We start from the raw sequence: 24572 nt of genomic DNA, 5'->3' as shown, positions 1-24572 counted from the left end.
TTCGCACCCCATTGGAGGCGATCTTGAGACAGTGGCCAAGAATTTTCTCCCGCTGTCTCGCGGAGCGAGAAAATAGCAGGTCAGGCGGGGTGCTGACAGGGGTCGGGTGATTTTGTCCACAGCGTCGTCCCCCGGTCCGTACACAGCTTCCGGCGACTTACCCACAGCATTGGCGCCGTCGTCCACATCTCATCCACACAGCCTGTGGATAACAAGATTGGCTGACGCCGCCCGCGGCCCTACCGTTGAGCGTTGCCCGACGCGCCACAGCCGATCCGGGTGCCCCAAATGTCAGAGCCGTGTCGTAGAAAGAGTGGCACGGCGAGGTCCGCGCAGCGGACGGGAGGAGGCGGCCCGGTGAACATGCCCGAGCCCATGGACGACCCCTGGGCCGACAGCGGTCCCAGTGACCGTCTGCCCGCCCGTCAGCGCCGCGGCGGCGAGGGTGGTGGCCGCAGGGACAAGCAGGACGACGCCGGCCGCGAGGGCGGCTCCTGGGACGGCGGCGGGGGCGGCTTCGAGCGGGTTCCTCCGCAGGACCTCGACGCCGAACAGTCCGTGCTCGGCGGCATGCTGCTCTCCAAGGACGCCATCGCCGACGTGGTCGAGGTCCTCAAGGGCCACGACTTCTACCGTCCCTCGCACGAGACGATCTACCAGGCCATCCTCGACCTGTACGCCAAGGGCGAGCCGGCCGACCCGATCACCGTCGGCGCGGAGCTGACCCGGCGCGGTGAGATCAGCAAGGTCGGCGGGGCCTCCTACCTGCACACCCTGGTGCAGTCCGTGCCCACCGCGGCGAACGCGGAGTACTACGCGGAGATCGTCCACGAGAGAGCCGTCCTGCGGCGCCTCGTCGCCGCCGGTACGAAGATCACGCAGATGGGATACGCGGCGGACGGCGACGTCGACGAGATCGTCAACAGCGCCCAGGCCGAGATCTACGCCGTCACGGAACAGCGGACCTCCGAGGACTACCTGCCGCTGGGCGACATCATGGAGGGCGCCCTCGACGAGATCGAGGCGATCGGGTCCCGCAGCGGCCAGATGTCGGGCGTACCCACCGGGTTCACCGACCTCGACTCCCTCACCAACGGCCTCCACCCGGGCCAGATGATCGTCATCGCCGCACGTCCCGCGATGGGCAAGTCCACGCTCGCGCTGGACTTCGCGCGGGCCTGCTCCATCAAGGCCAATCTGCCCAGCGTCATCTTCTCCCTGGAAATGGGCCGCAACGAGATCGCGATGCGCCTGCTCTCGGCGGAGGCCCGCGTGGCGCTGCACCACATGCGTTCGGGCACGATGACCGACGACGACTGGACCCGACTCGCACGCCGGATGCCCGACGTCTCGGCCGCGCCGTTGTACATCGACGACTCCCCGAACCTGTCGATGATGGAGATCCGGGCCAAGTGCCGCCGGCTCAAGCAGCGCAGCGACCTCTCCCTCGTCGTCATCGACTACCTCCAGCTGATGCAGTCGGGCGGCTCCCGCCGTCCGGAGAGCCGTCAGCAGGAGGTCTCGGACATGTCCCGAAACCTCAAGCTGCTGGCCAAGGAGCTGGAGGTGCCGGTGATCGCGCTCTCCCAGCTGAACCGTGGTCCCGAGCAGCGCACCGACAAGAAGCCGATGGTCTCCGACCTCCGTGAGTCGGGCTCCATCGAGCAGGACGCCGACATGGTGATCCTGCTCCACCGTGAGGACGCCTACGAGAAGGAGTCCCCCCGCGCGGGCGAGGCGGACCTGATCGTGGCCAAGCACCGAAACGGCCCCACGGCCACCATCACCGTCGCCTTCCAGGGCCACTACTCCCGCTTCGTGGACATGGCCAACACGTAGACCGCGTCAGGCGCGGGTTCTCGGATCCCGCTGGAATCGTTGATCCGGCGGATCAACCGGACCAACGCCAGCATGGAGATGGGTCCGGACGGCACGCTCACCGATGCCCTTGCACGCCGGGACGTGCTGAGGTTGCGTCACTCCGTGGTCACCGCGGCGGCGGACGCGGCGGCGGGCAAGGACGAGCGGGGATACGGGCGACAGCTTCGGTCCGAGTTGATGATGCTGTCCGCGCTTCCGGTCGCGGAACTGCGCGGTAGGCGGATGCGCTCGCCCGGGACATCCGTGAGATCGATATGCGGATCCAGCGTACGAACTGGGAGGCCGATCTGCTGGACTGAGCCGTCCGGCCGGTGGCGACGATGTGGAGCAGGTAGCAGTTTCGGGGGCGTGCACACACCGAGGGCCGGCGGTTCCCCAGCTCCTTCTTGGCGCGTGAAGAGCAACGCGGGGTTCGACTCCCCCTCAACAGCGCAGCTCAGCATCGCGTACAGGTAAAGGTGCACCACGCACAGCACATCACCACGTGCAGACCCGACACTGCGACGGTGGGTTCGGGGTCTTCCACATCGCAGCACCGCAGGGTGCGGGCCTACGGCCGGGCAGTCGTGCTGACCTCGGACGACGGGGGAAACGAGAGGTGCTCCTTCGCGCGGTTGTGGTACCCAGGGATCATGGACGCTCTCTCTGAAGACCTGGAACTGCTCCCCGAGACCCGGCGCGCGCTGCGGCACCGGATCGCCGTCGCGCAGAGCGAGGGCCGGGCGCCCTCCGTGGTGGCGGCGGTCGTGCGCGGCGGCGACGTGGTCTGGGAAGGGTCCCGTACCTCCGTCGAAGGACACGGACCGGACGGGAACGTGCAGTACCGGATCGGCTCGATCACCAAGACGTTCACCGCCGTCCTGGTGCTGAGGCTGCGCGACGAAGGGCTGCTCGGCCTGTCGGACCCGCTGGAGAAGCATCTGCCCGGGACGGGTGTCGGCGAGGTGACCGTCGCCCAACTGCTGTCCCATGCGGGCGGGCTGGCCGCCGAGACCCCCGGCGCGTGGTGGGAGCGGAGTCCGGCGACGCTGCGGCCGGAACTCGCCGACGTACTGGGTGACGAGCCGTTCAAGCACTCCCCCGGCAGCCGGTTCCACTACTCCAACCCCGGCTACACCTTGCTGGGTTCGCTGGTCGAGGCGCTGCGGGGGAAGCCTTGGGAGGACGTTCTGCGCGCCGAGGTGCTGGAGCCGCTCGGCCTGGACCGGACGAGCGGCAGGCCGCAGGCTCCGCACGCGGGGGGTTGGGCCGTGCACCCGTGGGCCGACGTGATGATGCGCGAACCCGTCGAGGACCTCGGCCTGATGGCCGCGGCCGGGCAACTGTGGTCCACGACGAAGGATTTGGCGCGCTTCGCCGACTTCCTGCTCCGCGGTGACGAACGGGTGCTGAGCGCCGCGACGGTACGGGAGATGCGGACCCCGGTCGCGCCGCCGGAGCCCGGCGCCGCGGATTCCGGGTACGGGCTCGGTGTTCAGCTGGCCACGAACGGGGGCCGCCGACTGGTCGGGCACGGCGGTTCCCTTCCGGGCTTCGTCGCCGGCCTGTGGCTGAGCGAGGCCGACGACCTGGCCGCCGTCGTGCTGGCGAACTGCACGTCGGGGCTGCCGCCGACGACCGTCGCCATGGACCTGCTACGGATCGTCGCCGACGCGGAACCGCGCCTCCCCGAGCCGTGGCGTCCCTCCGGAGAGGCCGACCGGGTGCCGGTGGAGCTGACCGGGCCCTGGTACTGGGGGACTTCGCCGCACGTGCTGCGGCTGCGGTACGACGGCTCCCTGGAGCTGGGCCCGGTGGGGGCCACCGGTCGCACGGCCCGTTTCCGTGCGGAGCCCGACGGGACGTGGACCGGTCTCACCGGCTACTACGCGGGCGAGACACTGCGGGCCGTACGCCGTGAGGACGGCTCGGTGAGCCACCTCGACCTGGCGTCGTTCGTCTTCACCCGGGAGCCCTACGACGCCCAGGCCCCGGTGCCCGGGGGCGTGGACCCCCAGGGCTGGCGGGGCATCGGCTGAATCCGGGGCGGGGACCAGGGGTGCGGGCTGTCGGCTGCGGGGCTCAGCCGACGAGTTCGCGCTCCAGCGGAGTGCGGAAGCGCGGGGTGACCCGGGCGTCGCCCACCCACGCGGCGAGCCGGTCGGCCTCGGCGGTGACCGCCTCCTCGGCGTCGCGGCCACGGTCGACGAGCAGTCGCCAGACGATCGCGCCGTTCGGCCGCTGGGCCCAGCCGCCGATGACCTCGCCGTTCCACCACACGGTCGGGCCGATGTTGCCCGCGTAGTCGAACAGGGCGCCGCGGTGGGCCGGGTCGAGATGGAAGCCGCGGTCGGACCAGCCCATGCCGCTGGGGTCGAGGCCGGGCAGCAGGGCCGCCCAGGGCTCGGGAGCGGGTTCGGGGGCGGTGTCCCCGGAGAGGACCAGGGCCGTCCCCCCGCCTTCCAGGAGGACCTGTTCGGGACCGACGGCGACCAGCGCCTTGCGTACGTCGGTCAGCGTCCAGCCGGTCCACCACTTCAGGTCGGCCTCGGTGGCCGGGCCGTAGGCATGGAGCCAGCGCCGGGCGATCTCGGCGCGTGCCTCGGCGGCCGGTACCTCGGGCCAGGGCCGGGTGTGGACCCAGCGGTACTGGCTCGATGTCCACGACCCGCGCGGGCGGTCCCGGCGGATGCGGCCGTCGGCGGCCAGGAGGCGTATGACGCGGGTGGTGACCCCGGTCTCGGTCTCGTACTTCTTGCCCCGGCCCACGGTGATCTTCTGCTGGAGGTCGGGGACGACGGCGGACAGCCCGCTGCCGGTCAGGGGGCCGTGGGCGTCGAGGGCGTCCAGGGCGGTGGCCTCGGTGCGGGCCAGCCAGTCGGCGTCCAGTCCCCGGCCGTCCTCGGCGAGGTGCTTGAGGAGGGTCCGCCGCTCCTTGGCGGCGATGCCCCGCGCGGTGGACGCGTCGACGTGGGGCGCGAGCTCCGCGGAGACGGCGAACAGCGTGTTGCGCATGCTGAGCAGGCGGACCAGGCTGACGTCCTCGTAGAGGGCCCGCTCGATCGTCTCCGGACCGCCTCCGACCAGCCGGGCACGGGCGGAGAGGTAGATCGTCGCGGCGTCGGTGGCGTGCAGGGCGACCACCGCGTCGGCTGCCTCGGGCACGGTGGCGGCGTGGGCCGAGGGGGCCAGCCGGTGGCGGCGGCCGAGCCGGTGGCGACGCTCGACGGTGGTCACGATCGGGAGGCTGGGGCTCATCCTCCCGATCGTAGGGCGGGCCGCCGCCGGGAGCCCGGTCCTTGCCGCGTCGCTCAGAGCTGGAACTTGAACCCGACGTGGGAGGCAGTGAAGCCGAGCCGCTCGTAGAAGCGGTGGGCTTCGGTGCGGGTCACATCGGAGGTGAGTTGCACCAGCAGGCAGTTCTCCTGTCGGGACCGGTCGATCGCCCATTCGATGAAGCGGGTGCCGAGGCCGCTGCCCCGTTCGTCGGCGTGGACGCGGACGCCTTCGATGATCGCGCGGGTGGCCCCCGTGCGGGAGAGTCCCGGGACGAAGGTGAGCTGGAGGGTGCCCACCACGCGTTCGCCGCGAACGGCGACGACGATGTGCTGGTTGGGGTCGTCGGTCAGGCGCTTGAGGGCGGCCACGTACGGCGCGAGGTCGTCCGGGGTCTCCCGGTCGGCGCCGAGCGGGTCGTCCGCGAGCATCTCGACGATGGCCGGCAGATCGGCCTCGGTGGCGGGGCGGATGCTCAGCTCGTGGGTTTCGGTCATGGTGCGCTGTTCCTTCTCTCAGCCGGCCGCGACGGTCAGGGGGGCCCAGCGACGGGTCCAGTCGCCGGGCAGGCCGGGGATGTTCCGGGTCATGACGGCGTTGAACGCCACCGATGCGAGGCCCCGTTCCTTGAGCCAGGCGAGGAGTTCCTCGTGGCGTACGTCGACGTCGGTGCGCAGGGGCCGGTCGGTGGTGGCGGCCAGCGCGGTCACGAGTGCCCGGGCGCTAGCGGTGTCGCGGGCGATCAGCGGGCCCACGACATGGGTGTCCATGTTGGGCCAGATGGCCGCGTACCCGACGAGCTCGCCCCGACCGTTCTCCATGACGAGGATCCGGTCGGCGAACGCGGGCAGGCGAATGATCAGGTGGGTGCGGTCGGTGCCGAACACCTCGGTGTCCAGGCGGATGATGCCCGGGATGTCGTCGGAGGTGGCCGGGCGGACGGTTTCGCCGTTCGGGAGCGGATCGCCGCCGGTGGGGCGGAAGGTGCCCACCAGCATTTCGGCACGACCCGTCGTGTCGAAGCCGAGCTCCTCGTACAGGGGCCGGCCGTACGGTGTGGCGTGCAGGGTGAGGGGGATGCCCGCCAGAACCTCGTCGCAGACGTGGGTCATCAGGCGGCGGCCCAGGCCTCTGCGGGCGTAACGGTCCGCGACGAGGACCATGCCGATGGCCGCGAGGTCCGGCTTGACCCTGCTGGGGCCGTAGCGGGTGACGACGCAGGCGGCGGCCAGTCCTTCGCCGTCGGGGGCGTCGATTCCGTAGGCGTCGCCCGCGGCGAGGAGCAGTCCCCACTTGTGGTTCTCGCGGGGCCAGCCGCGGTCCTCGGACAGATCGGCGCAACGACGGAGATCGTCCGTGGTGAGCAGGCGGATCGGCAGTTCGATGAGCGGTGGTGGTGTCACCTGCCCAGCCTGGATCATGGGCCGGGTGGCCGTCCAGGGGGTATGGCTGCGCGGCCGCCGCCGACGTTTCACGTGAAACCGTTGAGGTTCATGGGGGACGCGGCTATCCTTCCCGTGAAACAGTCGCTGGTTTCACGTGAAACAGGCGGCCCCGTTTCACGTGAAACACGCTGTTTCACGTGAAACGGAGCGGCTAGCCTCGACGACCATGACAGCGCTGCACCTTTTCGATCTCGACGGGACCCTGATGTTCGGCTCGGCCGCGCCGGTCGAGATTTCCCGGCAGCTCGGCATGGGGGTTGAAATCGCCCAACTGGAGCGGTCCTTCGCCGCATGCGAGATCACCCCCCACCAGTTTTCGGCAGCGGTACGGGAGCTGTGGTCGGAGCTGACGCCCGCCCACGTGCGGGCGGCGTTCGACGGGTCTCCGTGGCTGGCCGGCATCCGGGACGTCTGGCAGGAGATCCGCGAGCGCGGGGACTACTGCGCGGTCATCTCGCTGTCCCCCTCGTTCTTCGTCGAACTCTTGCTGGAGTGGGGCGCCCATGCCGCCCACGGCTCGGTCTTCCCCGAGGTGCCCTTCACCCGGCCCGTCGACCTCGCGGGGATCCTGACACCCGAGGGCAAGGTGGGCATCGCCGACCAACTGTGCGCACGGTTCGGCGTGACCCGGGGCGACTGCGTCGCGTACGGGGACTCGCTGACCGACGCCGTGCTCTTCGAGGCCGTTCCGAGGTCGGTGGCGGTCAACGCTCGTCCGTACCTGGCCGAGCGGGCGACGTACGTCTACGAGGGCCGCGACCTCCGCGAGGCCTATCAGCTCGTGGGGGTGGCCCGCCCGTAAGTTGAGGCATCTTAAGGGGAAGGAGGGTTCGAAACGCAGAATTTTCCCATTCCCCCGCAGTGCTCTTGATCGGCCGGCACGCTGTGAACCCCGGAACCACGGATTCGAGGCCGTGGCGCGCGCACACCGACCGAGATGCTCGAAGCGAGGCACCGCATGGACGCTCCGCCCACCAGATCGGCCAGACCGACAGGCCGGATACCCTCCGGGGGCGGTGCGAAGGAGCCCTCCCCGGACGCCGTGCTCATCCACCGGACCCTTGCCGAGATCGCACCCGTCGCCGACAAAGTCACCTCGTACTTCTACGCCTTGGTCTTCACCGGGCACCCCGAGGTGCGGGGGATGTTCCCCGCCGCCATGGACATCCAGCGCGACCGGTTGCTGAAGGCGCTGCTGACCGCCGCCGAGCACATCGAGGATCCGGACGTGCTCGTCCCGTACCTACGCCGACTGGGCACGGGGCACCGCAAGTACGGGACCATGGCCGGTCACTACCCGGCGGTGGGAGAGGCCCTGATCGGGGCGCTGTCCCGGTACGCCGAGTTCACCTGGGGGCCGGAGACCCAGGCGGCCTGGGTCCGCGCGTACACGGCCATCTCGCAGATCATGATCGACGCAGCGGCCGAGGACGAGGTGAAGGCGCCCGCCTGGTGGCACGCGGAGGTCGTCTCGCACGACCTGCGCACCTCGGACATCGCGGTGCTGACGGTCCGCCCCGACCAGCCGTACCCCTTCCTGGCGGGCCAGTACACGAGCCTGGAGACCCCGTGGTGGCCACGGGTCTGGCGGCACTACTCCTTCGCCTCGGCGCCGCGCGCCGACGGCCTCCTCTCCTTCCACGTCAAGGCCGTACCGGCCGGCTGGGTCTCCAACGCCCTCGTCCGACACGCACAGCCGGGCGACGTGCTGCGGCTCGGGCCGCCGGCGGGATCGATGGTGGCGGACCACACGACCGACAACGGCATGCTCTGTCTGGGCGGCGGCACGGGTATCGCCCCCATCAAGGCGTTGATCGAGGACGTCGCCGAGCACGGCGAGCGACGGCCCATGGAGGTCTTCTTCGGGGCGCGCAGCGACAACGACCTCTACGACAAGGACACCCTGCTGGGGTTGCAGCGCTCCCACCCGTGGCTGTCGGTGCGCCCGGTCGTGGGTGGTGGCCTGGACGGGCAGCTGCCACAGGCCGTCGGTGAGCACGGGCCCTGGAGCTCGTACGACGCCTTCGTCTCGGGGCCGCCGGCGATGATCCGCAGTGGTGTGGACGCCTTGAAGCGGATCGGCATCCCCGGGGAGCGGATCCGCTACGACGCGTACGAGGAGCTGGCGGGCGTCGCCGGCTGAGCCCGGTACGGGCCCGCCGGCTCCCCGGCGTACTCAGCCCAGGTCGGGGGCGTGCATCGCGCGCACCCCCTCGATGTTTCCGTCGAGGTAGTGCCGCAATGACAGCGGTACGAGGTGGACGGCAGCGATCCCGACCCGGCTGAAGGGGGCGCGGACGATCTCGTACTCGCCCTCGGGTTCGTCGATCTCGGGGCCGTGGCGCTGGGAGAGGTCCATCGATTCGAGATGGCAGACGAAGAAGTGCTGCACTTTCACGCCGGTCACTCCCCCGGCGGCGATGTGCTCGACGGTGTCGACGAAGCAGGGCACCACATCGGTGATCTTGGCGCCGAGTTCTTCGTGGACCTCGCGGTGCAGGGCTTCCACGACGGTGTCGTCCGAGGGCTCCACCCCGCCGCCCGGGGTGACCCAGTACGGGTCGAGGCCGGGCTTGGTGCGCTTGATGAGGATCAGGTCGCCACCGTCGAGCAGGATCGCGCGGGCGGTGCGTTTGACCACGGGTCGTTCGGTCATGGGAGAAGAGTGGCCCGGTGGGCACCGTCTGAAACGCACCGCAGTCCGAAAACAGGGGGCTCACCAGTGCGCGGCGGCGCGTAACCGGTGGGCGGGGTCGACGAGGGCGGCCCCATAGGGCACCGCGACCAGTACCAGTTCCTCGTCGCACGGGGTGGAGGCCGCGAACAGCCCGCCGCGGTCGGGACGTGGTGATGACGAGGTCGTGCCGGCCGGAGCCCAGCACGTCAGGGTCGCCTCCGCGCCGGTGTATTGGCCTTGTTCGTGTGGTTCTGCACTTCCGGAACCCGGGGCGGTCCGAGCCACCAGGGGGAGGCTCGGACCGTTTCCCGTGTCGTTCAGGACGTGGAAGCCGCGCGGTCAAGGGCCCGCAGCACGTCGGCGACGAGGTCCTCGGGGTCCTCGGCTCCGGCGGAGAACCGGATGAAGCCCTCCGGCACGGCGTCGCCGCCCCAGCGCCCGCGCCGCTCGGCCGTGGAACGCACTCCGCCGAAGCTCGTGGCGTCCTCGACCAGGTGCAGGGCGGCCATGAAGCGTTCCGCGTGCGCGCGGTCGGGCAGCGTGAAGGAGACCACCGAGCCGAATCCGGACATCTGCCGGGCCGCCGTCTTGTGGGACGGGTCCGAAGGGAGGCCGGGATAGCGCAGGCCTGTCACCTCGGCGCGGTCGGCGAGAGCTTCGGCCAGCGCGAGGGCGTTGCCCCACTGGCGCTGGGCGCGCAGTTGGATCGTCGCCAACGAGCGGTGGGCGAGCCAGGCCTCCATGGGACCGGGAATGGCTCCGACGATCTTGCGCCAGCGGCGGACGCCCGCCGCGAGCGCGGGGTCCCGGCAGACGACGTAGCCCAGCAACAGATCGCCGTGGCCGGTGAGGCCCTTGGTGCCACTGGCGACGGAGAAGTCCGCGCCGAGTTCCAGCGGCCGCTGCCCGAGCGGCGTGGCGAGGGTGTTGTCGACGGCCACCAGGGTGCCGCCGGCGTGCGCGGCCTCCACGAGACGGCGTACGTCGCACACGTCGAGCCCCGGATTGGAGGGGGTTTCGATCCACAGGAGCCGGGCGCCGTCGAGCACCGTCAGCTGGGCGTCGCCGCCGGTCGGGGCGGTGCGCACCACGATCCCGTACGCCTCCAGCTGTTCCCGGAGCAGCGGCAACGCCTGATAGCCGTCGTCGGGCAGGACGACGGTGTCGCCGGTGCGGGCCTGGGAGAGGAGTACGGCGGAGATCGCCGCCATGCCGGAGGCGAAGACGATGGTCTCCACGCCGTCCTGCCCGGGAGCCTCCAGTTCGCCGATGGCGCGTTCCAGCAGGGTCCACGTGGGGTTGCTGTCTCGGCCGTAGGTGTACGGGCCCGTCACGTCCCCGGGGAGGTGGAAGTGGGCGGCGAACACGGGACCGGGCAGGGTCGGTTCGTTCTTCACGGCTTCCGGGAATCCGGCGCGCACGGCCCGGGTTCCGTCGCCGTACCGGTCCGTCGTGGCGCTCTCGCCGGCGGGATGGTCGTTCACGGGGTGTGCTCCTTCACCGCGGTGCGTACCGCGTCCAGCAGGCCGGGGCTCGCGGCCTCGACCAGTTCCAGGCATTCCTCGAACCCGTCGAACGGGCCGTAGTACGGGTCCGGTACGTCCAGTGCGTCCGGTGCGCGGTCCGGCGCGGCCGCGGGGTCGTACGAGCGCAGCAGCCGGACCTTGGCGGCGGCCCCGGGGTTCGGCGCGAGGGTCCGCAGGTCCTTCAGGTGGCCGGCGTCGAGCGCGATGACGAGGTCGCGGCGGTCGAACCAGGAGGCCCGGAACTGTCGGGCCCGGTGGTCCTGCTCGTACCCGGCGGCCTCCAGCACGGCCACGGTGCGCGGATCGGCGCCGTCGCCCTCGTGCCATCCGCCGGTGCCGGCGCTGTCCACCTCGACCAGGCCCTCCAGCCCGGCCTCGACGACGTGGGCGCGGAAGACCGACTCGGCCATGGGCGAGCGGCAGATGTTTCCGGTGCAGACGAAACAGACGCGGTACATCGTCGGCCGGTCAGTTCTTGTCGGGCAGGGCCAGGTTCACGGCCCAGGAGACGACGGAGATGATCAGGCCGCCGAGGACCGCGGTCCAGAAGCCGTCCACGTGGAAGCTCAGGTCGAACTGCTGCGCCAGCCAGGAGGTCAGGAGCAGCATCAAGGCGTTCACGACCAGGGTGAACAGGCCCAGGGTGAGCACGAAAAGGGGGAAGGAGAGCAGCTTCACCACGGGCTTGACGAGGAAGTTGACCAGGCCGAAGACCAGCGCGACCAGGATCAGGGTGAGGGTGCGTCGGCCGGTGCTGCTGCCGTCGTCGAGCGTGATGCCCGAGAGCAGCCAGATGGCCACGGCCAGGGCCGCCGCATTGGCGACCGTCTTGACTACGAAATTCGTCATGTGTCTGATCGTGGCAGAGAAGATCCTGGTCGAACATCAGCGGATCCCACAGCAGTAGCGAACGAGGGGCACAGCAACCATGAAGGCCTTCCGGCTGGATGAGCTCGAAGCGGAGAGAGCGGCCAACGACGGCGCCTACCTGCAATTCCTGCGGGAACGGAACATGTCGGCGGGGCTCTACGCCCTCGACGCGGGTCAGAGCGATCCGCAGCAGCCCCACCAGCAGGACGAGGTGTACGTTGTCGTCAGCGGGCGGGCTTCGATCACGGTCGGGGAGGAGACGACGGTGGTGGCCAACGGCAGCGTCGTCTACGTACCGGCCGGGGTGCCGCACAAGTTCCACCACATCACCGAGCCCCTGAAGGTGCTGGTGGTGTTCTCGCCGCCGGAGGGCTGAGGGCGCGGGGCCGGGGCTGTCTTCCCGGGGGTCGGCGACCGGTCCCCCTAGGGGGCGGATCAGGGGGTTCCGGGGGCTCCCGGCACCCCGGCCGTGGCCGCCGGCTCCTAGCATCGGGAGCAGGAAGTCACGGATGAGGAAGAGGTAGAAGACATGGACGGGATCCGAGCGGTATTCGCGGGCATGCCCTGGTGGGTCAAGTGGATCGCCGTTCCGGTGCTGGCCATCCTGGTGTTCGGCGGGGTGATCACCAGCATCATCGGCACGCTGATCGGCCTCGTCTTCAAGCTGCTGCTCTTCGTCGCGCTCGTCGGCGGTCTGATCTTCGTGGTCAAGAAGTTCACCGGCAGCGGATCGAAGGCCTCCTCTTCCTCCTCCGAGTGGTAACGAACCCGCGACCGGGGCGATAGGGATTGACCCAAGCGGGGGAACGCGACACGGCAAACCGCCCACACCGCTGGAATCGGCGGATAGGGTCGCAATCCGTGTCGCTCCCCTGGGCACGTCAGCCCGGTACTCCGCTCCGGACGGGCGGTCGGGTCCGGAGCGTCCGAGCAACACCCCCAGGAACGACGGCACACGCGGGGGCGGCCCCCGCAGGGCGGGCCCCCAAGCCCGCCGCCACGCCTGGGGGTGAGCTTTGTCTTCGGTTCACAATGCCGGTGTGCCGACTCTGATCGGTTCGGTGCAGCGAGCGCTGAGGCTGCTGGAAGCGGCGGGCTCCCACGCTGGGGGAGCTCCGGCGAAACAACTCGCGCGCGAAGCCGGGCTGCAGCTCCCCACCGCGTACCACCTCCTGCGCACCCTCACCCACGAGGGCTATCTGCGCCGCGAGGGAGGGGTGTTCGTCCTCGGACCCGCCGCCGGGCGGCTGGCCGGTGCCGGACTTCAGCAGAAACGTCGCAGCATGATCCTCGACTCCCTCGCGCACTTCCGTGACGCGATCGGAGCCCCCGTCTACTTCGCGGTCTACCGCGAGGGTGAGATCGAGGTCGTGGGCGTCTCGGACACACCCGCCTTCCCCGCCTGCGAGGAGTGGGCCGACTTCCGGGAGACCGGCCACGCGCACGCCATCGGCCAGTGCCTGCTGGGCCAGCTCGACGAAAAATCGCGCAAGGACCACTACGACCGTCACCCGGTCGAGGGCATCACCCCGTACACCGTGCGCGACCTCCACGCACTGGAACAAAGAATCGCTTCCCTGGAGCGGATGCAGCCGGTTACGGAGCGTCAGGAGTACGCGTTGGGTACGGTGTGCGCCGCCATCCCGATCACAGCGGGCGATACCGCCGCAACCATGGCTATTTCGCTCCCCGCGCACCAGGAAAACCGCTTGCCCCATGCGATGGAACGGCTGCGGAGTGAAGTAGGCGCGCTGTTGAGCACCCTCTCGTTCTCTATCAGTATCTGAAAACTCACTCCTTGTGATCTCCCAGCGCTTCCACCACTCTTGTCAAGAGGGCTTGGGGGACCATTCCTGGCCACTTCCACTACAGCGGGGTAGGCAATGCGCGAGTCGGTACAGGCAGAGGTCATGATGAGCTTCCTCGTTTCCGAGGAACTCTCGTTCCGAATCCCGGTGGAACTCCGGTACGAAGCTCGTGACCCCTACGCAGTACGCCTCACCTTCCACCTTCCCGGAGACGCGCCCGTGACCTGGGCGTTCGGCCGGGAACTGCTTCTCGACGGCATCAACAAGCCGTGCGGTGACGGCGATGTGCACATCGCCCCCAGCCACCCGGACGAGCTGTCCGACGTCCACATCCGCCTCCAGGTCGGCGGGGACCGGGCGCTGTTCCGCGCCGGCGCGGCGCCGCTCGTCGCCTTCCTCGACCGCACGGACCGGCTTGTTCCGCTCGGTCAGGAGCGCAATTTGGGTGATTTCGAGGGAGATCTCGACGAGGCACTCGACAAGATCCTCGCCGAAGCCCAGCACAACGAACGGAACGCCGGCTGAGGGAGGCACCCCCCACCCGTCGCTCAGCGTTTGCGTCGCCGCCCCTTGCCGCCGCGGACCGGCCCCGAAGCCGCCGCGGCGGCCGGGGCGCCCGGCCGGTCCGCCGAGACCACCAGTGCGGCCAGGGCCGTCGTCACGGGCACCGACGCGACGAGGCCGATCGAGCCCACGAGGGTCCGTACGATCTCCTCCGCCACCAGTTCGCTGTTCGCCACCGCTCCTATGCTGCTGTTGGCGATCGAGAACAGCAACAACAGGGGCAACGCGGCGCCCGCGTAGGCGAGTACGAGGGTGTTCACCACGGAGGCGATGTGGTCGCGGCCGATCCTGATCGCCGCCCCGTACAAGGCGCGCGGCCCCATCTTCGGGTCGGCCTGGTGGAGTTCCCACACCGCCGAGGTCTGGGTGACCGTCACGTCGTCGAGTACGCCGAGCGAGCCGATGATCACACCTGCGAGCAGCAAACCGCTCATGTCGATGTCGGGGTAGAGACCGTGGATCAGGCCGGTGTTGTCATCGGTGTTGCCGCTCAGGAACGCCCAGTCGATGAACACCGAGCCCAACAGGCCGATCAGCAACAGCGAGACGAGCGTGCCGAGAACGGCGACCGAGGTCCTCGCCGTCAGCCCGTGGCACATGTAGAGGGCGATCAGCATGATCGCGCTGGCTCCGACGATCGCGACGACCAGGGGGTTCGAGCCCTGCAGGATCGCCGGGAGGATGAACAGGGTCAGGATCGCGAAGCTGATCACGAGGGCGATGAGGGCGAACAGTCCCCGCAGCCGGCCGACCACGACGACGGCCACCGCGAAGATGCCGGCCAGCAGCGCCATCGGCAGCTTCCGGTTCACGTCGATCACCGAGTACTGGAGGTCCCGCGGGGCGTCCGGCGCGTGGGCGACGACCACCTCCTGGCCCTGCTCCAACTGCCGCGGCGCCCCCGGCTGGACGATCTCGAAGAAGGCGCGCCCCTTGTCCGGACCGCTGCCGACCACGACGGTGGCCTTCTTGCAGTCGCCGTTCTGCGCGGCGTCCGCCTCGCGGCCCTGGGGGGTCGTGAGGTCGCCCGTCGCCGGTACCTGCGAGGCGTTCACCGATTTGCAGTCGACGCTTTCGAGCGCGACGACCTGCCCCTGCTGGGTCTGCCGGTCGAAGCCCACGCCGGTCCGCTCGTGGGCGGGTGCGCCGCCCGGCCACAGGACCGCCATGCCGATGAAGACGGCCGCGGCGAAGGGGATCAGCACCGCGGCGATGACCTTGCGCAGGTGCTGGGAAACGGGAGCCGCCGGCCCGTGACTGTGGCTGTGGGAATGGCCTGGGGCGGGCACGGCCGCATGCCCGTGGGGTGCGGGCTCATGGTCGTGGTGACCCGTGGGTTCGGTGGGCTCGGTGGGGGGCTGCGGCGAGGACGTCACCGGCAGATCATCGCAAGAGATGAGGGGGCCCACTGTTCAGCACGCCACAGATGACGCTAGCGTGGGGGCACCTTTGCACAACGCGGGAGCTCGGAGCACCGGGCTGAGAGGGCGCTGATCACCGTACGCACATGAGAACGCGTACGGGAAGAGGCTGCGTCGACCGCCGAACCTGTTACCGGGTAATGCCGGCGTAGGGAGATACGGTCTCATGACCATTCAGGACGCACGCACGCCTGCCGTCAGCCAGGACGCCGACGGCGGGAACGAGCGCCAGCCGGGCTGGCACAAGGGTTACGTGGCGGGCTCCCGCCCCGACATCCGGGTGCCCGTCCGCCAGGTCCACCTCACCAACGGCAAGGACGTGACGCTCTACGACACGTCCGGGCCGTACACCGACCCCGGGATCGAGACGGACGTCCGGCGGGGCCTCGCGCCGCTGCGCGAGAACTGGATCATCAGCCGTGGCGACACCGAGGAGTACGCGGGCCGCCCCGCGCGCCCCGAGGACGACGGCATCAAGCACACCTCGCCCCGTGGCGGCCTCAAGAACCTGGACGCGGTCTTTCCGGGCCGTCCGCGGCAGCCCCGCCGCGGCCGTGGCGGGGCCGCCGTCACCCAGCTCGCGTACGCCCGACGCGGCGAGATCACTCCGGAGATGGAGTACGTCGCGATCCGCGAGAACGTCTCCGCCGAGGTCGTCCGCGAAGAGATCGCCGCAGGTCGCGCGGTCCTGCCGGCCAACGTGAACCACCCCGAGATCGAGCCGATGATCATCGGCAAGCGGTTCCTGGTGAAGGTCAACGCCAACATCGGAAACTCCGCGGTCACCTCCTCCATCGAGGAGGAGGTCGACAAGATGACCTGGGCCACCAAGTGGGGCGCCGACACGGTCATGGACCTCTCGACCGGCCGCAACATCCACACCACGCGCGAATGGGTGCTGCGCAACTCTCCCGTCCCGATCGGCACCGTGCCGCTCTACCAGGCGCTGGAGAAGGTCGACGGCCGCGCCGAGGACCTGACCTGGGAGATCTACAAGGACACGGTCATCGAGCAGGCCGAGCAGGGCGTCGACTACATGACGGTCCACGCCGGCGTGCTGCTGCCGTACGTGCCGCTGACCGCCCGGCGCAAGACCGGAATCGTCTCCCGCGGCGGTTCGATCATGGCCGCGTGGTGCCTGGCGCACCACAAGGAGAACTTCCTCTACACGAACTTCGAAGAGCTCTGCGACATCCTCGCGACCTACGACGTCACGTACTCGCTGGGCGACGGCCTGCGCCCCGGCTCCATCGCCGACGCCAACGACGCCGCGCAGTTCGCCGAGTTGAAGACGCTGGGCGAGCTGAACACCATCGCCAAGCGCCACAACGTCCAGACGATGATCGAGGGCCCGGGCCACGTCCCGATGCACAAGATCAAGGAGAACATCGACCTCCAGCAGGAGATCTGCGAAGAGGCGCCGTTCTACACGCTCGGCCCGCTGACCACGGACGTCGCGCCCGCCTACGACCACATCACCTCGGGCATCGGCGCCGCGATGATCGCCTGGTGGGGCACGGCGATGCTCTGCTACGTCACGCCCAAGGAGCACCTGGGCCTGCCGAACCGCGACGACGTGAAGACCGGAGTCATCACCTACAAGATCGCCGCCCACGCGGCGGACCTGGCCAAGGGGCACCCGGGCGCCCAGGAGTGGGACGACGCCCTGTCGGACGCACGGTTCGAGTTCCGCTGGGAGGACCAGTTCAACCTGGCCCTCGACCCGGACACGGCCCGTGAGTTCCACGACGAGACCCTGCCGGCCGAGCCGGCCAAGACCGCGCACTTCTGCTCGATGTGCGGTCCCAAGTTCTGCTCCATGAAGATCTCGCAGGACATCCGCCGTCAGCACGGCGGGGACCTGAAGGCCGACGAGATCGAGGCGGGCATGGCGGAGAAGTCCGCCGAGTTCGCCGCTGCGGGCAACCGCGTCTATCTGCCGCTGGCGGACTGACGCACTGTTCGGGGGGAGTGCTGCTCCCGCCCGGCGGATTTCCGTCGGTCGGGAGCAGCGCCATGTCCGGGCGCTGAGAGTTCGGGGGGCGGGAGTTCGAACGTACCGGCCCGGGAGCTCGACCCTTGACCTGGAGCGCGCTCCAGGTCCTAGAGTGCGGCCGCATGACCATGGGATACCGAAGTCTTGGCGGTACCGGCATCGAGGTGAGCGCCCACTGCCTGGGCACGATGATGTTCGGCGCGATGGGCAACCCGGACCACGAGGAGTGTGTGCGGATCATCCATGCCGCACTCGACCGGGGCATCAACTTCGTCGACACGGCGGACATGTACTCCGCCGGTGAGTCCGAGGTGATCGTCGGCAAGGCGCTCACGGCGCGGCGCGACGACGTGGTGCTCGCCACGAAGGTCCACTTCCGGATGGGCGAGGGCCGCAACCGCAGCGGCAATTCGCGGCGGTGGATCGTGCGGGCGGTGGAGGACAGCCTGCGCCGGCTGGACACCGACTGGATCGACCTCTACCAGGTGCACCGGCCGGACCACACGACCGATGTCGAAGAGACCCTGGCGGTCCTCGGCGACTTGGTCCGGGCCGGCAAGATCCGCGCCTTCGGGTGCTCGACGTTCCCCGCCGAGGAGCTCGTCGAGGCGCACCACGTGGCGGAGCGGCGGGCGTTGCCCCGGTTCCGCACGGAGCAGCCCCCGTACTCGATCCTCGCGCGGGGGATCGAGGCGGACGTGCTGCCCGTCGCGCTCCGGTACGGAATGGGAGTGCTGACCTGGAGCCCGCTCGCGTCGGGGTTCCTGAGCGGAAAGTACCGTCTCGGTGGGCCGATCGACCTGACCTCGGGACGGGCGGCGCTCACGCCGGCACGGTTCGACCCGGCGATCCCGGGCAACGTCGCCAAGCTGGAGGCCGTGGAACAGCTGGTCGAGCTCTCCGAATCCATCGGCTGCACGCTGCCCGAACTGGCCGTGGCCTTCCCCGTCGCCCATCCCGCCGTCACCTCGGTGATCATCGGGCCTCGCACGATGGAGCAGATGGAGTCCCTGGTGAAGGGCGCCGGGCTGGTGCTCGACAACGCGGTGCTGGACCGGATCGACGAGATCGTCGCGCCCGGCACCAACCTCTACCGCCCGGACGGCGTCTGGCGCCCGCCGGCCCTGGCGGACGCCGGCCGCCGCCGCCGGGCCCTGGGTGATCGCGCCGCCGCGTCCTAGAACGCGGCGGGCCGCGACGTTTCACGTGAAACGGGAGCCTTCGTTTCACGTGAAACCCCCGCGGACGGGGGGCAGAGGGCGGCTACGGCGAATGCGCGGTTGTCCTGCGTCTGGCGCCGGTACGCCTCCGGCAGGTCGGGCATCGCGAGCAGCCGGTCGCAGGCGCTGAGGGAGGCGTTCATGGCGCCGACCCAGTAGGCGTTGATCGAGTGCTCGAAGAGCAGCCCCCACCGGTAGACCCAGGGCTGGACGAAGAGCAGGTCGTCCGGTGTCGGCCGATCCAGTACGGCTGCGGTGATGGCATGTGCCGAGTGGTAGCGGCCGAGCATTCTGAGTCGGGCGGCGAGCTCGTAACAGGCCTCCAGCCGGTCGGGACGCGAGTCCCAGGCCCGGGAGAGGGCGTCCATCGCGGCGGGCCAGTCGCCGGTCTCACCGTGCAGGACGCCGACTTGGAGCAGTGCGTAGTAGACCTCCTCGGCCCAACCGCCCATACCGGCGCGGCGCTCGTAGAGCTTGATCGAGGCTCCGGTGTCACCCATGTCCCGCAAGGTCTGGGCGAGGTAGAAGACGGTCCGGGTGTTGGCGGGGTCGCGCTGGAGTTCGGCGCCGAGCAGCCGGGCGTCCCGCTCGAACTTGTCGTGCCGGGAGCCGCCGTCGGCGTGGTCCTCGATGACGAGGGCGTCGAGGTTCTCCTGAAGGCCGGGGCGCTGGTCGTTCTCGTCGCGGCGATCGCAGGTCAGGTACTCGTGGGTGACGCCCTCGTACCGCCAGGGGAGATCGGCACGGACCAGGCGCTTGATGCGGTACTCGGTGGCGCCCGCGTGGCGGAGCATGTACGAGTCCGCGGTGAGGATGGGCAGCGGCCCTTCGGGGCGCAGGACGTGGTCGGCGTCGAGGAGCAGGAGGTAGTCGGCCTTGCCGAGCCCGTGTCTGATGTTGAGGCTGCGGTTGTGCCCGAAGTCGACCCACGGTTCGTCGTGGAGCTCCCCGGGGATTCCCTCCAGGGCCGTTCGGATCAGTTGTCGGGTTCCGTCCGTGGATCCCGTGTCGGAGATGGCCCAGGTATCGATGAGCCCCCTCACCGACGCGAGGCAGCGTTCGATGACGGCGGACTCGTTCTTCACGATCATGCAGAGGCAAATCGTCGGCTTCACGGCCGCTGACCCTAGGGACGGTGCCGCCGGCGAGGGGCGAGGCACGCCGGAGCCCGAACCCGGGTGGCCCTCGCGGGAGGCCAATTGGACCCTCCCCGATGAGCCGTTCCGCTGACGCCAGGGCGCGTCGTCGCGCCGCGCGGCCGGGGGTGTCCTCAAGATGTCGCCCGGAGTCCGGGCCGATGTCCGAACTTCGGAGAAGCATTCGATCCCGTGCGCGCGAGGAGCGGCAGATGAGTTCTGAAGACAGGTCCCGATCCATTGCGAGGCCCTTGCCCCGACGAGCGGGCTGGCTGGCCGGAGGAACATTGGCCTCCGTCCCCCTGGTCCTGGTGGGAATCGTGGCTCCGACGGCCTTCGCCGTGTCGCCCACCGCGAACGTACCGAGCGTACGGAGCGGTGGCGGGGAGCCCTGCAAGCCGTCGAAGCAGAGACCGGACCGCGGTGACGACGCGGCGGCGGCCAAGGCGGACCCGGGCAGGGACGACTGCAAGGTCGGACCGACCGGACCGCGGGGCCCCCGAGGACCGAAGGGCGCGACGGGTGCGACCGGCCCCCAAGGTCCGACGGGTCCCCAGGGCCCGACCGGCCCGCAGGGTGCGACCGGCCCCTGTAGTGACATCGACAGCTACGCGCCTTCGAACACCGAGTCGTTCAGTGCGGCCCTCACGAACGGCATCGCCTACGCCGGCCGCTCCAGCTCCACGGGCGGCGCCCCCGTCTGGCAGGACCTGACGAACTCGGACAACCCGAACTACCCCTTCGGAACGGCCTGCAGCATTTCGATCATCGACCAGGGCAATGACGCCTACATCAGGGTCCTGACCACCGACGGCAGGGTCTACCAGACGCACGGTGACACCAACGGCAGCAACTTCATCTGGGACGAGGCCTGGATCGAACTCACCCCCGCCCCCACGCCGGGCACCCTGAGGGCCAAGCAGTTCAAGGGCGACCTGCCGCACGGAGCACCCTTGAACGCCGGTTCCTAGCCGGTCACTCCGGTTCGTGTCCCGGGCCGCCGAAGTCCGGGCTGGTGAAGTCCGGGGACGCGTAGCCCGGTCGGGGTCCCTGTGAGGCGGATCCGGGACTGGTGAAGTCGGGCCGGGTGTATCCCAACTGGGGGATGCGCCCGGCCCCCGGTGTGCGGGGGGTCGGATAGCCGTCGGCGCTCGGATCGGCCAGGGCGTCCCGCAGGAACGGGACGATGCCCCGCTCCAGCAGCGCGTTGCGCCATGCTTCCCGGGCCCGCGAGAGCTCTTCGGGGATCACCGCAGTCTCCACCGGGGCGACCTCCGTCGAACTGTTGCGCAGGGCGGTCACCAACAGTCCGATGACCGCGAACAGCAGGGCGGCCACGGTGAGGGCCCCGAAGAGCCAGCCGGCCGTCAGCATCGTCTTGGCGAAGGCCGGCTCGGGCTCGATCAGCTTCAGGCCGTAGCCCACCAGCAGGAAGATCAGCATGGCGGTACCGGCCAGGACGGGCGCCAGGACGGCGACCACGGCGCTCACCCCGGCCCCGTCGTCCCGGTCGCCCGTGGCGTACTCCCCACCGCCGGCGGAGACCGACAGCGCCTCGCCGCGCAGTTCCGCGCGGACCTTCACGTAGTGGTCGTACTCGGCGGCCGCCGCAGCGGTCAGCAGCGCGATGGCGTTCAGTGCCATCGTGCGCAGTTGCTCGGCGTTCAGCCGTTCGCCCACGCCGGCGAGCTCGGGCCGCTCGTCCGCCGTGCGCAGTGTTTCGTCGAGGAGCCGATCGAACTCGGGTCGGTCTTCGGTCAGCAGGTGCGGAGCGCTGGTCATGTGCATCCCCCGATGCTCCGTACAAGCCGGTTTGCCCGCGTAGACCCCGGGCACCGGCACAAACGGAGGAGAGCCTGCTACGGATAGAGCGATGGTAGAGCGCCCCTGCCACGCCGTGACAGGGGCTTTGCCGAAATACCCCGCTCCGAGAACGCTCAGTCGCGCAGAGGTAGTTGAACGACGAGAAGTTTGCCCGCCATGGTGACGCCGCCGTCCATGGCGATGGCGAGGCCCTCCGCGTACACGTGCGGCCCGTCCACGGCCTCCGGGCCGCGGGACTCGTCGCCGTCCTCGGTGCCCACCTCGCCGAGCAGGTAGGGGATCGGGCTGTGACCGTGGACCACGCGACCGCCGCCGTAGGTGCCGAGCAGTTCCCGTACGGCGTGCGGGCCCGTCTCCTCGTCGCGGAAGGCGAAGCGCTTGGTGAACTTGCGGAACAGGTCCCAGGTGATGTCGGCGTCGTTGCGGTTGAGGAGCTCGTGGATGGTGTCGTTGACGTCCTCGATGGAGTCGCCGTAGTCCAGGTACGCGGTGGTGTCGGAGTGCAGCAGCAGGTGGCCGTCCTCCAGCGTGGTCGCGTCCAACCGGGACATCCACTGCAGGTGGACGTCCTCCAGGCGCTCCATGTCGGTGCGTTGGCCACCGTTGAGCAGCCAGGCGGCCTGGAAGGTGGCCGTCCCCGCCCCCGATTGGACGGGGGTGTCGCCGAACCGCTTGGCGCCGATCAGCAGCAGCTCGTGGTTGCCCATGAGGGCCTTGCAGTAGCCGCCGGCCGCGGCGGCCTCGGCGGAGAGCCGCATGACGAGGTCGATCACGCCGATGCCGTCGGGCCCGCGGTCGGTGAAGTCGCCGAGGAACCAGAGCCGCGCGTTGCCGGCGGACCAGCGTCGGTCGGCGTCGATGAGGTCCTGCGCCTGGAGTTCCGTGACCAGTTCGTCGAGGTACCCGTGGACGTCGCCGACCACGTACAGCGGGCCCGGGCCGGAGGCGGGGGCCTCCTGGGGCACGTACTGGACCTGGACAGTGTCGCCGGGGCCGCCTTGGGCGCCGCGGCCGATGACGGGCAGGTCCCGCTGCGTGGGCGTGTAGCCGTCGTCGGGTTCGTCGTCCGCCGGCTCGGGTGCGTGGACGTCCGCGTGGGCCGCGGCCGTGCGCTGGTGCGGGACCGTCTCCGGCGCGGGCCGGGCCGTCGGCGCGGAACCGAGGTACTCGGGGTGTGCCGGCGCGTAGCCGGGCACCGGGGGCGCGGGCGTCGAGGCCCCGCCGTAGTAGGCGGGATGCCCGCCGTACCCGGGTGCGTCCCCGGGCGGGTTGGCGGACGCCTTGTGCTGCGCGGGTTCGCTGACCGGCACCCGGAAGTCCCGCAGCGTGTCCGTCCGCATCGCGGGTCCCTGACCGGCCCCCTGAGTCATCGACCCCTCCACCACCGTCGCGCTGCCGTACACCTGCGGACCCTCCTGACCTCCGGGTCGGAGGGTCCGTGATGTCGTGCGCCCATCATAGGAATGCGGCTCGCGCTCTGTGACGCACCAGGGGTGGTGAATCCTGGCCGGGGCCTGTTGTTCCTACTGTTTGTCCGGATATCGGTGTTGCTGAAATCCTCGGCGGGGTCGTCGACCCCGCCGCGTCATGGTCCGGAGGTCAGTCCTGGGCCGGTGAACGGGGTGGACTGACGGTGGTTCGGGGCGTCCTGCGCTGTGAGGAAGTGCGGATGATGAGTTCGGTCGGAACGACCTGCTCGACGGGCCGTCCGGTGTCGACCCCCTCGATCGCGTCGATCAGCAACTGCACGACGGCGGTTCCGATGCGGCGCGGTTTCAGGGAAAGCGTGGTGATGGGCGGTTCGGTGGTGGCGTAGACGGTGGACTCGCTGCAGCACACGAGGAGCAGGTCCTCCGGAACGCGCAGGCCGTAACGCCTGGCCGCGGCGAGGAGGTCGGTGCCGTTGGGGTCGAAGAGGCCGTACACGGCATCGGGCCGGTCGGGCCGGGCGAGCAGTCGATCGGCGGCCACGGCCCCGGCGCACGGGTCGTGGGCGGGGTAGGACTCGTAGACCGGGTCCTGGCCCACGCGTTCGCACCAACTGAGGTAGGCGGTGGTGGAGAGTCGGGTGTAGGTGTCGGTGGTGGTGCCGGTCAGCAGCCCGATGCGGCGGGCGCCGGCGGCTGCGAGGTGGTCGAGGAGGCCGAGGACGGCCGCTTCGTGGTCGTTGTCGACCCAGGCGGTGACGGGAAGGGTGCCGGCGGGTCGGCCGTCGGAGACCACGGGGAGTCCCTGACGGACCAGCTCGCTGACCACGGGGTCGTGGTCGGACGGGTCGATCACGACGGTGCCGTCCAGGGCCACGTTGGACCAGACGTCGTGTCGTGAGGTGGCGGGGAGGATGACGAGGGCGTACCCACGGGCGAGCGCGGCGGAGGTGGCGGCCCGTGCCATCTCCGCGAAGTACGCGAATTCGGTGAAGGTGAAAGGTTCATCCCCGTACGTCGTCACGGTCAGGCCGATGAGGCCCGACTTGCCGGTACGGAGGGTGCGGGCGGCCGCGGAAGGGCGATAGCCCAGCCGGTCGGCGACCTCGCGGACGTGGCGGCGGGTGGCGTCCGGCAGCCGCCCCTTGCCATTGAGCGCGTCGGAGACGGTTGTGATGGAGACGCCCGCTGCGGCGGCCACGTCTCTGATGCCGGCCCGGCCCTGTCGGCCGCCGACTCGCCGGGTGGTCTCGGCCCGGCTCACCTGATGCTTCCCTGCTGCTGTCATGGCGAGCCGATAGTAGGGCTCGGTGGGGTGGGTGGTCCGGGTGCATATGCACGCGTTGACAGGCACGATTCTGCATGTTTCGCCACCCCCAATGACCTTGGAAGTGAAGGTCATTGGGGGTTTCGACCGAGGGTGCCGCTTGTCGTCGGGTCCGGGCATGCCAAAACGGAGCCGCCCCGGACGGGCTGCAACTCACCTTCACGAGGGACGCGCGCCACGGCGCAGGCCACCGGC

The 24572-nt window shown here is 70.0% G+C and carries 23 protein-coding genes and 1 pseudogene; 12 read left to right on the top strand and 12 right to left on the bottom strand.

The window, feature by feature from the left end; all coding sequences use genetic code 11:
* The first annotated feature begins 375 nt into the window (after window positions 1-375).
* The 3 genes and pseudogenes from dnaB (at window position 376) to ACZ4XJ_RS14585 (ending at window position 3899) form a co-directional block, all read left to right on the top strand.
* Window positions 376-1839 (top strand): replicative DNA helicase, encoded by a 1464-nt coding sequence (gene dnaB, locus ACZ4XJ_RS14595; RefSeq protein ID WP_362875459.1) that lies wholly within the window; start codon window positions 376-378, stop codon window positions 1837-1839.
* Window positions 1840-1869: 30 nt separating this feature from the next.
* Window positions 1870-2180 (top strand): annotated as a pseudogene (locus ACZ4XJ_RS14590) (DIP1984 family protein); the annotation flags it as partial.
* Window positions 2181-2513: 333 nt separating this feature from the next.
* Window positions 2514-3899, top strand: a complete 1386-nt coding sequence (locus ACZ4XJ_RS14585) for a serine hydrolase domain-containing protein (protein ID WP_468496363.1) — start codon at window positions 2514-2516, stop codon at window positions 3897-3899.
* Window positions 3900-3942: 43 nt separating this feature from the next.
* Here the strand turns inward: ACZ4XJ_RS14585 and ACZ4XJ_RS14580 are convergent, their stop codons facing one another.
* Genes ACZ4XJ_RS14580 through ACZ4XJ_RS14570 form a run of 3 tightly spaced genes read right to left on the bottom strand, consistent with a single transcriptional unit; the run spans window position 3943 to window position 6539 of the window.
* Window positions 3943-5118: a winged helix DNA-binding domain-containing protein gene (locus tag ACZ4XJ_RS14580; RefSeq protein ID WP_362875113.1), complete on the bottom strand. Its 1176-nt coding sequence runs from the start codon at window positions 5116-5118 to the stop codon at window positions 3943-3945.
* Between the two features lie 53 nt (window positions 5119-5171).
* Entirely contained in the window at window positions 5172-5633 is a 462-nt protein-coding gene (locus ACZ4XJ_RS14575) for a GNAT family N-acetyltransferase (protein WP_362875112.1), read from the bottom strand.
* Between the two features lie 18 nt (window positions 5634-5651).
* Window positions 5652-6539: a GNAT family N-acetyltransferase gene (locus ACZ4XJ_RS14570; RefSeq protein WP_468496362.1), complete on the bottom strand. Its 888-nt coding sequence runs from the start codon at window positions 6537-6539 to the stop codon at window positions 5652-5654.
* A gap of 208 nt (window positions 6540-6747) precedes the next feature.
* On the opposite strand from ACZ4XJ_RS14570, the gene ACZ4XJ_RS14565 reads away from it, so the two are divergent.
* Together ACZ4XJ_RS14565 and ACZ4XJ_RS14560 are read left to right on the top strand one after the other, a co-directional pair.
* A complete protein-coding gene (locus ACZ4XJ_RS14565; RefSeq protein ID WP_468496361.1) occupies window positions 6748-7383 on the top strand; it encodes an HAD family hydrolase in 636 nt (211 codons plus the stop codon).
* A gap of 135 nt (window positions 7384-7518) precedes the next feature.
* A complete protein-coding gene (locus ACZ4XJ_RS14560; RefSeq protein WP_468496360.1) occupies window positions 7519-8724 on the top strand; it encodes a globin domain-containing protein in 1206 nt (401 codons plus the stop codon).
* 33 nt (window positions 8725-8757) lie between these two features.
* Here the strand turns inward: ACZ4XJ_RS14560 and ACZ4XJ_RS14555 are convergent, their stop codons facing one another.
* The 4 genes from ACZ4XJ_RS14555 to ACZ4XJ_RS14540 form a co-directional block, all read right to left on the bottom strand.
* On the bottom strand, window positions 8758-9237 hold the full coding sequence (locus tag ACZ4XJ_RS14555) for an NUDIX domain-containing protein (RefSeq protein ID WP_468496359.1): 480 nt from the start codon (window positions 9235-9237) through the stop codon (window positions 8758-8760).
* Window positions 9238-9575: 338 nt separating this feature from the next.
* Window positions 9576-10742 carry a cystathionine gamma-lyase gene (locus ACZ4XJ_RS14550; RefSeq protein ID WP_362875106.1) on the bottom strand — a complete coding sequence of 389 codons (1167 nt, stop codon included), beginning with the start codon at window positions 10740-10742 and terminating at the stop codon, window positions 9576-9578.
* The gene (locus tag ACZ4XJ_RS14545) at window positions 10739-11242 is read right to left on the bottom strand and encodes a low molecular weight protein-tyrosine-phosphatase (RefSeq protein ID WP_362875105.1); all 504 of its coding nucleotides are present in this window, start codon (window positions 11240-11242) and stop codon (window positions 10739-10741) included. Before ACZ4XJ_RS14545 ends, ACZ4XJ_RS14550 begins: the two co-directional genes overlap by 4 nt.
* Before the next feature lie 10 nt (window positions 11243-11252).
* Window positions 11253-11633: a phage holin family protein gene (locus tag ACZ4XJ_RS14540; RefSeq protein ID WP_362875104.1), complete on the bottom strand. Its 381-nt coding sequence runs from the start codon at window positions 11631-11633 to the stop codon at window positions 11253-11255.
* Window positions 11634-11712: 79 nt separating this feature from the next.
* Between ACZ4XJ_RS14540 and ACZ4XJ_RS14535 the strand changes: the two genes are divergently transcribed.
* The 4 genes from ACZ4XJ_RS14535 to ACZ4XJ_RS14520 all read left to right on the top strand — a co-directional run bounded on the left by ACZ4XJ_RS14535 (window position 11713) and on the right by ACZ4XJ_RS14520 (window position 13987).
* A complete protein-coding gene (locus tag ACZ4XJ_RS14535; RefSeq protein ID WP_362875103.1) occupies window positions 11713-12030 on the top strand; it encodes a cupin domain-containing protein in 318 nt (105 codons plus the stop codon).
* 162 nt (window positions 12031-12192) lie between these two features.
* The gene (locus ACZ4XJ_RS14530; RefSeq protein ID WP_383987605.1) at window positions 12193-12417 is read left to right on the top strand and encodes a DUF5326 family protein; all 225 of its coding nucleotides are present in this window, start codon (window positions 12193-12195) and stop codon (window positions 12415-12417) included.
* Between the two features lie 286 nt (window positions 12418-12703).
* Complete coding sequence (locus ACZ4XJ_RS14525; protein WP_362875458.1) at window positions 12704-13441, top strand: IclR family transcriptional regulator; 738 nt, start codon at window positions 12704-12706, stop codon at window positions 13439-13441.
* Window positions 13442-13537: 96 nt separating this feature from the next.
* The gene (locus ACZ4XJ_RS14520) at window positions 13538-13987 is read left to right on the top strand and encodes an SsgA family sporulation/cell division regulator (RefSeq protein WP_362875101.1); all 450 of its coding nucleotides are present in this window, start codon (window positions 13538-13540) and stop codon (window positions 13985-13987) included.
* Between the two features lie 23 nt (window positions 13988-14010).
* Here the strand turns inward: ACZ4XJ_RS14520 and ACZ4XJ_RS14515 are convergent, their stop codons facing one another.
* On the bottom strand, window positions 14011-15435 hold the full coding sequence (locus tag ACZ4XJ_RS14515; protein WP_468496358.1) for a YibE/F family protein: 1425 nt from the start codon (window positions 15433-15435) through the stop codon (window positions 14011-14013).
* A gap of 178 nt (window positions 15436-15613) precedes the next feature.
* Here ACZ4XJ_RS14515 and thiC point away from each other — a divergent pair, with 178 nt between their 5' ends.
* A complete protein-coding gene (thiC, locus tag ACZ4XJ_RS14510) occupies window positions 15614-17401 on the top strand; it encodes a phosphomethylpyrimidine synthase ThiC (RefSeq protein WP_362875099.1) in 1788 nt (595 codons plus the stop codon).
* Window positions 17402-17571: 170 nt separating this feature from the next.
* The gene (locus ACZ4XJ_RS14505) at window positions 17572-18624 is read left to right on the top strand and encodes an aldo/keto reductase (protein WP_468496562.1); all 1053 of its coding nucleotides are present in this window, start codon (window positions 17572-17574) and stop codon (window positions 18622-18624) included.
* Here the strand turns inward: ACZ4XJ_RS14505 and ACZ4XJ_RS14500 are convergent.
* Window positions 18621-19754: a glycosyltransferase gene (locus ACZ4XJ_RS14500; protein WP_468496357.1), complete on the bottom strand. Its 1134-nt coding sequence runs from the start codon at window positions 19752-19754 to the stop codon at window positions 18621-18623. The genes ACZ4XJ_RS14505 and ACZ4XJ_RS14500 overlap by 4 nt on opposite strands.
* 332 nt (window positions 19755-20086) lie before the next feature.
* Here ACZ4XJ_RS14500 and ACZ4XJ_RS14495 point away from each other — a divergent pair, with 332 nt between their 5' ends.
* A complete protein-coding gene (locus ACZ4XJ_RS14495) occupies window positions 20087-20770 on the top strand; it encodes a hypothetical protein (protein ID WP_362875097.1) in 684 nt (227 codons plus the stop codon).
* Window positions 20771-20774: 4 nt separating this feature from the next.
* Here the strand turns inward: ACZ4XJ_RS14495 and ACZ4XJ_RS14490 are convergent, their stop codons facing one another.
* From ACZ4XJ_RS14490 to ACZ4XJ_RS14480, 3 genes are all read right to left on the bottom strand, one after another.
* Window positions 20775-21587, bottom strand: coding sequence for a hypothetical protein (locus tag ACZ4XJ_RS14490; RefSeq protein ID WP_468496356.1), 813 nt, complete (start codon window positions 21585-21587; stop codon window positions 20775-20777).
* Between the two features lie 149 nt (window positions 21588-21736).
* On the bottom strand, window positions 21737-22993 hold the full coding sequence (locus ACZ4XJ_RS14485) for a metallophosphoesterase (RefSeq protein WP_468496355.1): 1257 nt from the start codon (window positions 22991-22993) through the stop codon (window positions 21737-21739).
* Window positions 22994-23222: 229 nt separating this feature from the next.
* Entirely contained in the window at window positions 23223-24338 is a 1116-nt protein-coding gene (locus ACZ4XJ_RS14480; protein ID WP_362875095.1) for a LacI family DNA-binding transcriptional regulator, read from the bottom strand.
* Window positions 24339-24572 lie beyond the last annotated feature (234 nt).

This window comes from Streptomyces sp. NPDC029836, from assembly GCF_055574495.1.
Note: the sequence above shows the minus strand (reverse complement) of the source record. Positions and strands in the feature narration are given on the sequence as shown.

What these genes read in the sequence shown, in the direction of transcription:
- dnaB (WP_362875459.1), top strand. Translation starts at nt 376, where the DNA reads ATGGACGACCCCTGGGCCGACAGCGGTCCCAGTGACCGTCTGCCCGCC.
- ACZ4XJ_RS14585 (WP_468496363.1), top strand. Translation starts at nt 2,514, where the DNA reads ATGGACGCTCTCTCTGAAGACCTGGAACTGCTCCCCGAGACCCGGCGC.
- ACZ4XJ_RS14580 (WP_362875113.1), bottom strand. Translation starts at nt 5,118, where the DNA reads ATGAGCCCCAGCCTCCCGATCGTGACCACCGTCGAGCGTCGCCACCGG.
- ACZ4XJ_RS14575 (WP_362875112.1), bottom strand. Translation starts at nt 5,633, where the DNA reads ATGACCGAAACCCACGAGCTGAGCATCCGCCCCGCCACCGAGGCCGAT.
- ACZ4XJ_RS14565 (WP_468496361.1), top strand. Translation starts at nt 6,748, where the DNA reads ATGACAGCGCTGCACCTTTTCGATCTCGACGGGACCCTGATGTTCGGC.
- ACZ4XJ_RS14560 (WP_468496360.1), top strand. Translation starts at nt 7,519, where the DNA reads ATGCTCGAAGCGAGGCACCGCATGGACGCTCCGCCCACCAGATCGGCC.
- ACZ4XJ_RS14555 (WP_468496359.1), bottom strand. Translation starts at nt 9,237, where the DNA reads ATGACCGAACGACCCGTGGTCAAACGCACCGCCCGCGCGATCCTGCTC.
- ACZ4XJ_RS14545 (WP_362875105.1), bottom strand. Translation starts at nt 11,242, where the DNA reads ATGTACCGCGTCTGTTTCGTCTGCACCGGAAACATCTGCCGCTCGCCC.
- ACZ4XJ_RS14540 (WP_362875104.1), bottom strand. Translation starts at nt 11,633, where the DNA reads ATGACGAATTTCGTAGTCAAGACGGTCGCCAATGCGGCGGCCCTGGCC.
- ACZ4XJ_RS14535 (WP_362875103.1), top strand. Translation starts at nt 11,713, where the DNA reads ATGAAGGCCTTCCGGCTGGATGAGCTCGAAGCGGAGAGAGCGGCCAAC.
- ACZ4XJ_RS14520 (WP_362875101.1), top strand. Translation starts at nt 13,538, where the DNA reads ATGCGCGAGTCGGTACAGGCAGAGGTCATGATGAGCTTCCTCGTTTCC.
- thiC (WP_362875099.1), top strand. Translation starts at nt 15,614, where the DNA reads ATGACCATTCAGGACGCACGCACGCCTGCCGTCAGCCAGGACGCCGAC.
- ACZ4XJ_RS14505 (WP_468496562.1), top strand. Translation starts at nt 17,572, where the DNA reads ATGGGATACCGAAGTCTTGGCGGTACCGGCATCGAGGTGAGCGCCCAC.
- ACZ4XJ_RS14500 (WP_468496357.1), bottom strand. Translation starts at nt 19,754, where the DNA reads ATGATCGTGAAGAACGAGTCCGCCGTCATCGAACGCTGCCTCGCGTCG.
- ACZ4XJ_RS14490 (WP_468496356.1), bottom strand. Translation starts at nt 21,587, where the DNA reads ATGCACATGACCAGCGCTCCGCACCTGCTGACCGAAGACCGACCCGAG.
- ACZ4XJ_RS14485 (WP_468496355.1), bottom strand. Translation starts at nt 22,993, where the DNA reads ATGACTCAGGGGGCCGGTCAGGGACCCGCGATGCGGACGGACACGCTG.
- ACZ4XJ_RS14480 (WP_362875095.1), bottom strand. Translation starts at nt 24,338, where the DNA reads ATGACAGCAGCAGGGAAGCATCAGGTGAGCCGGGCCGAGACCACCCGG.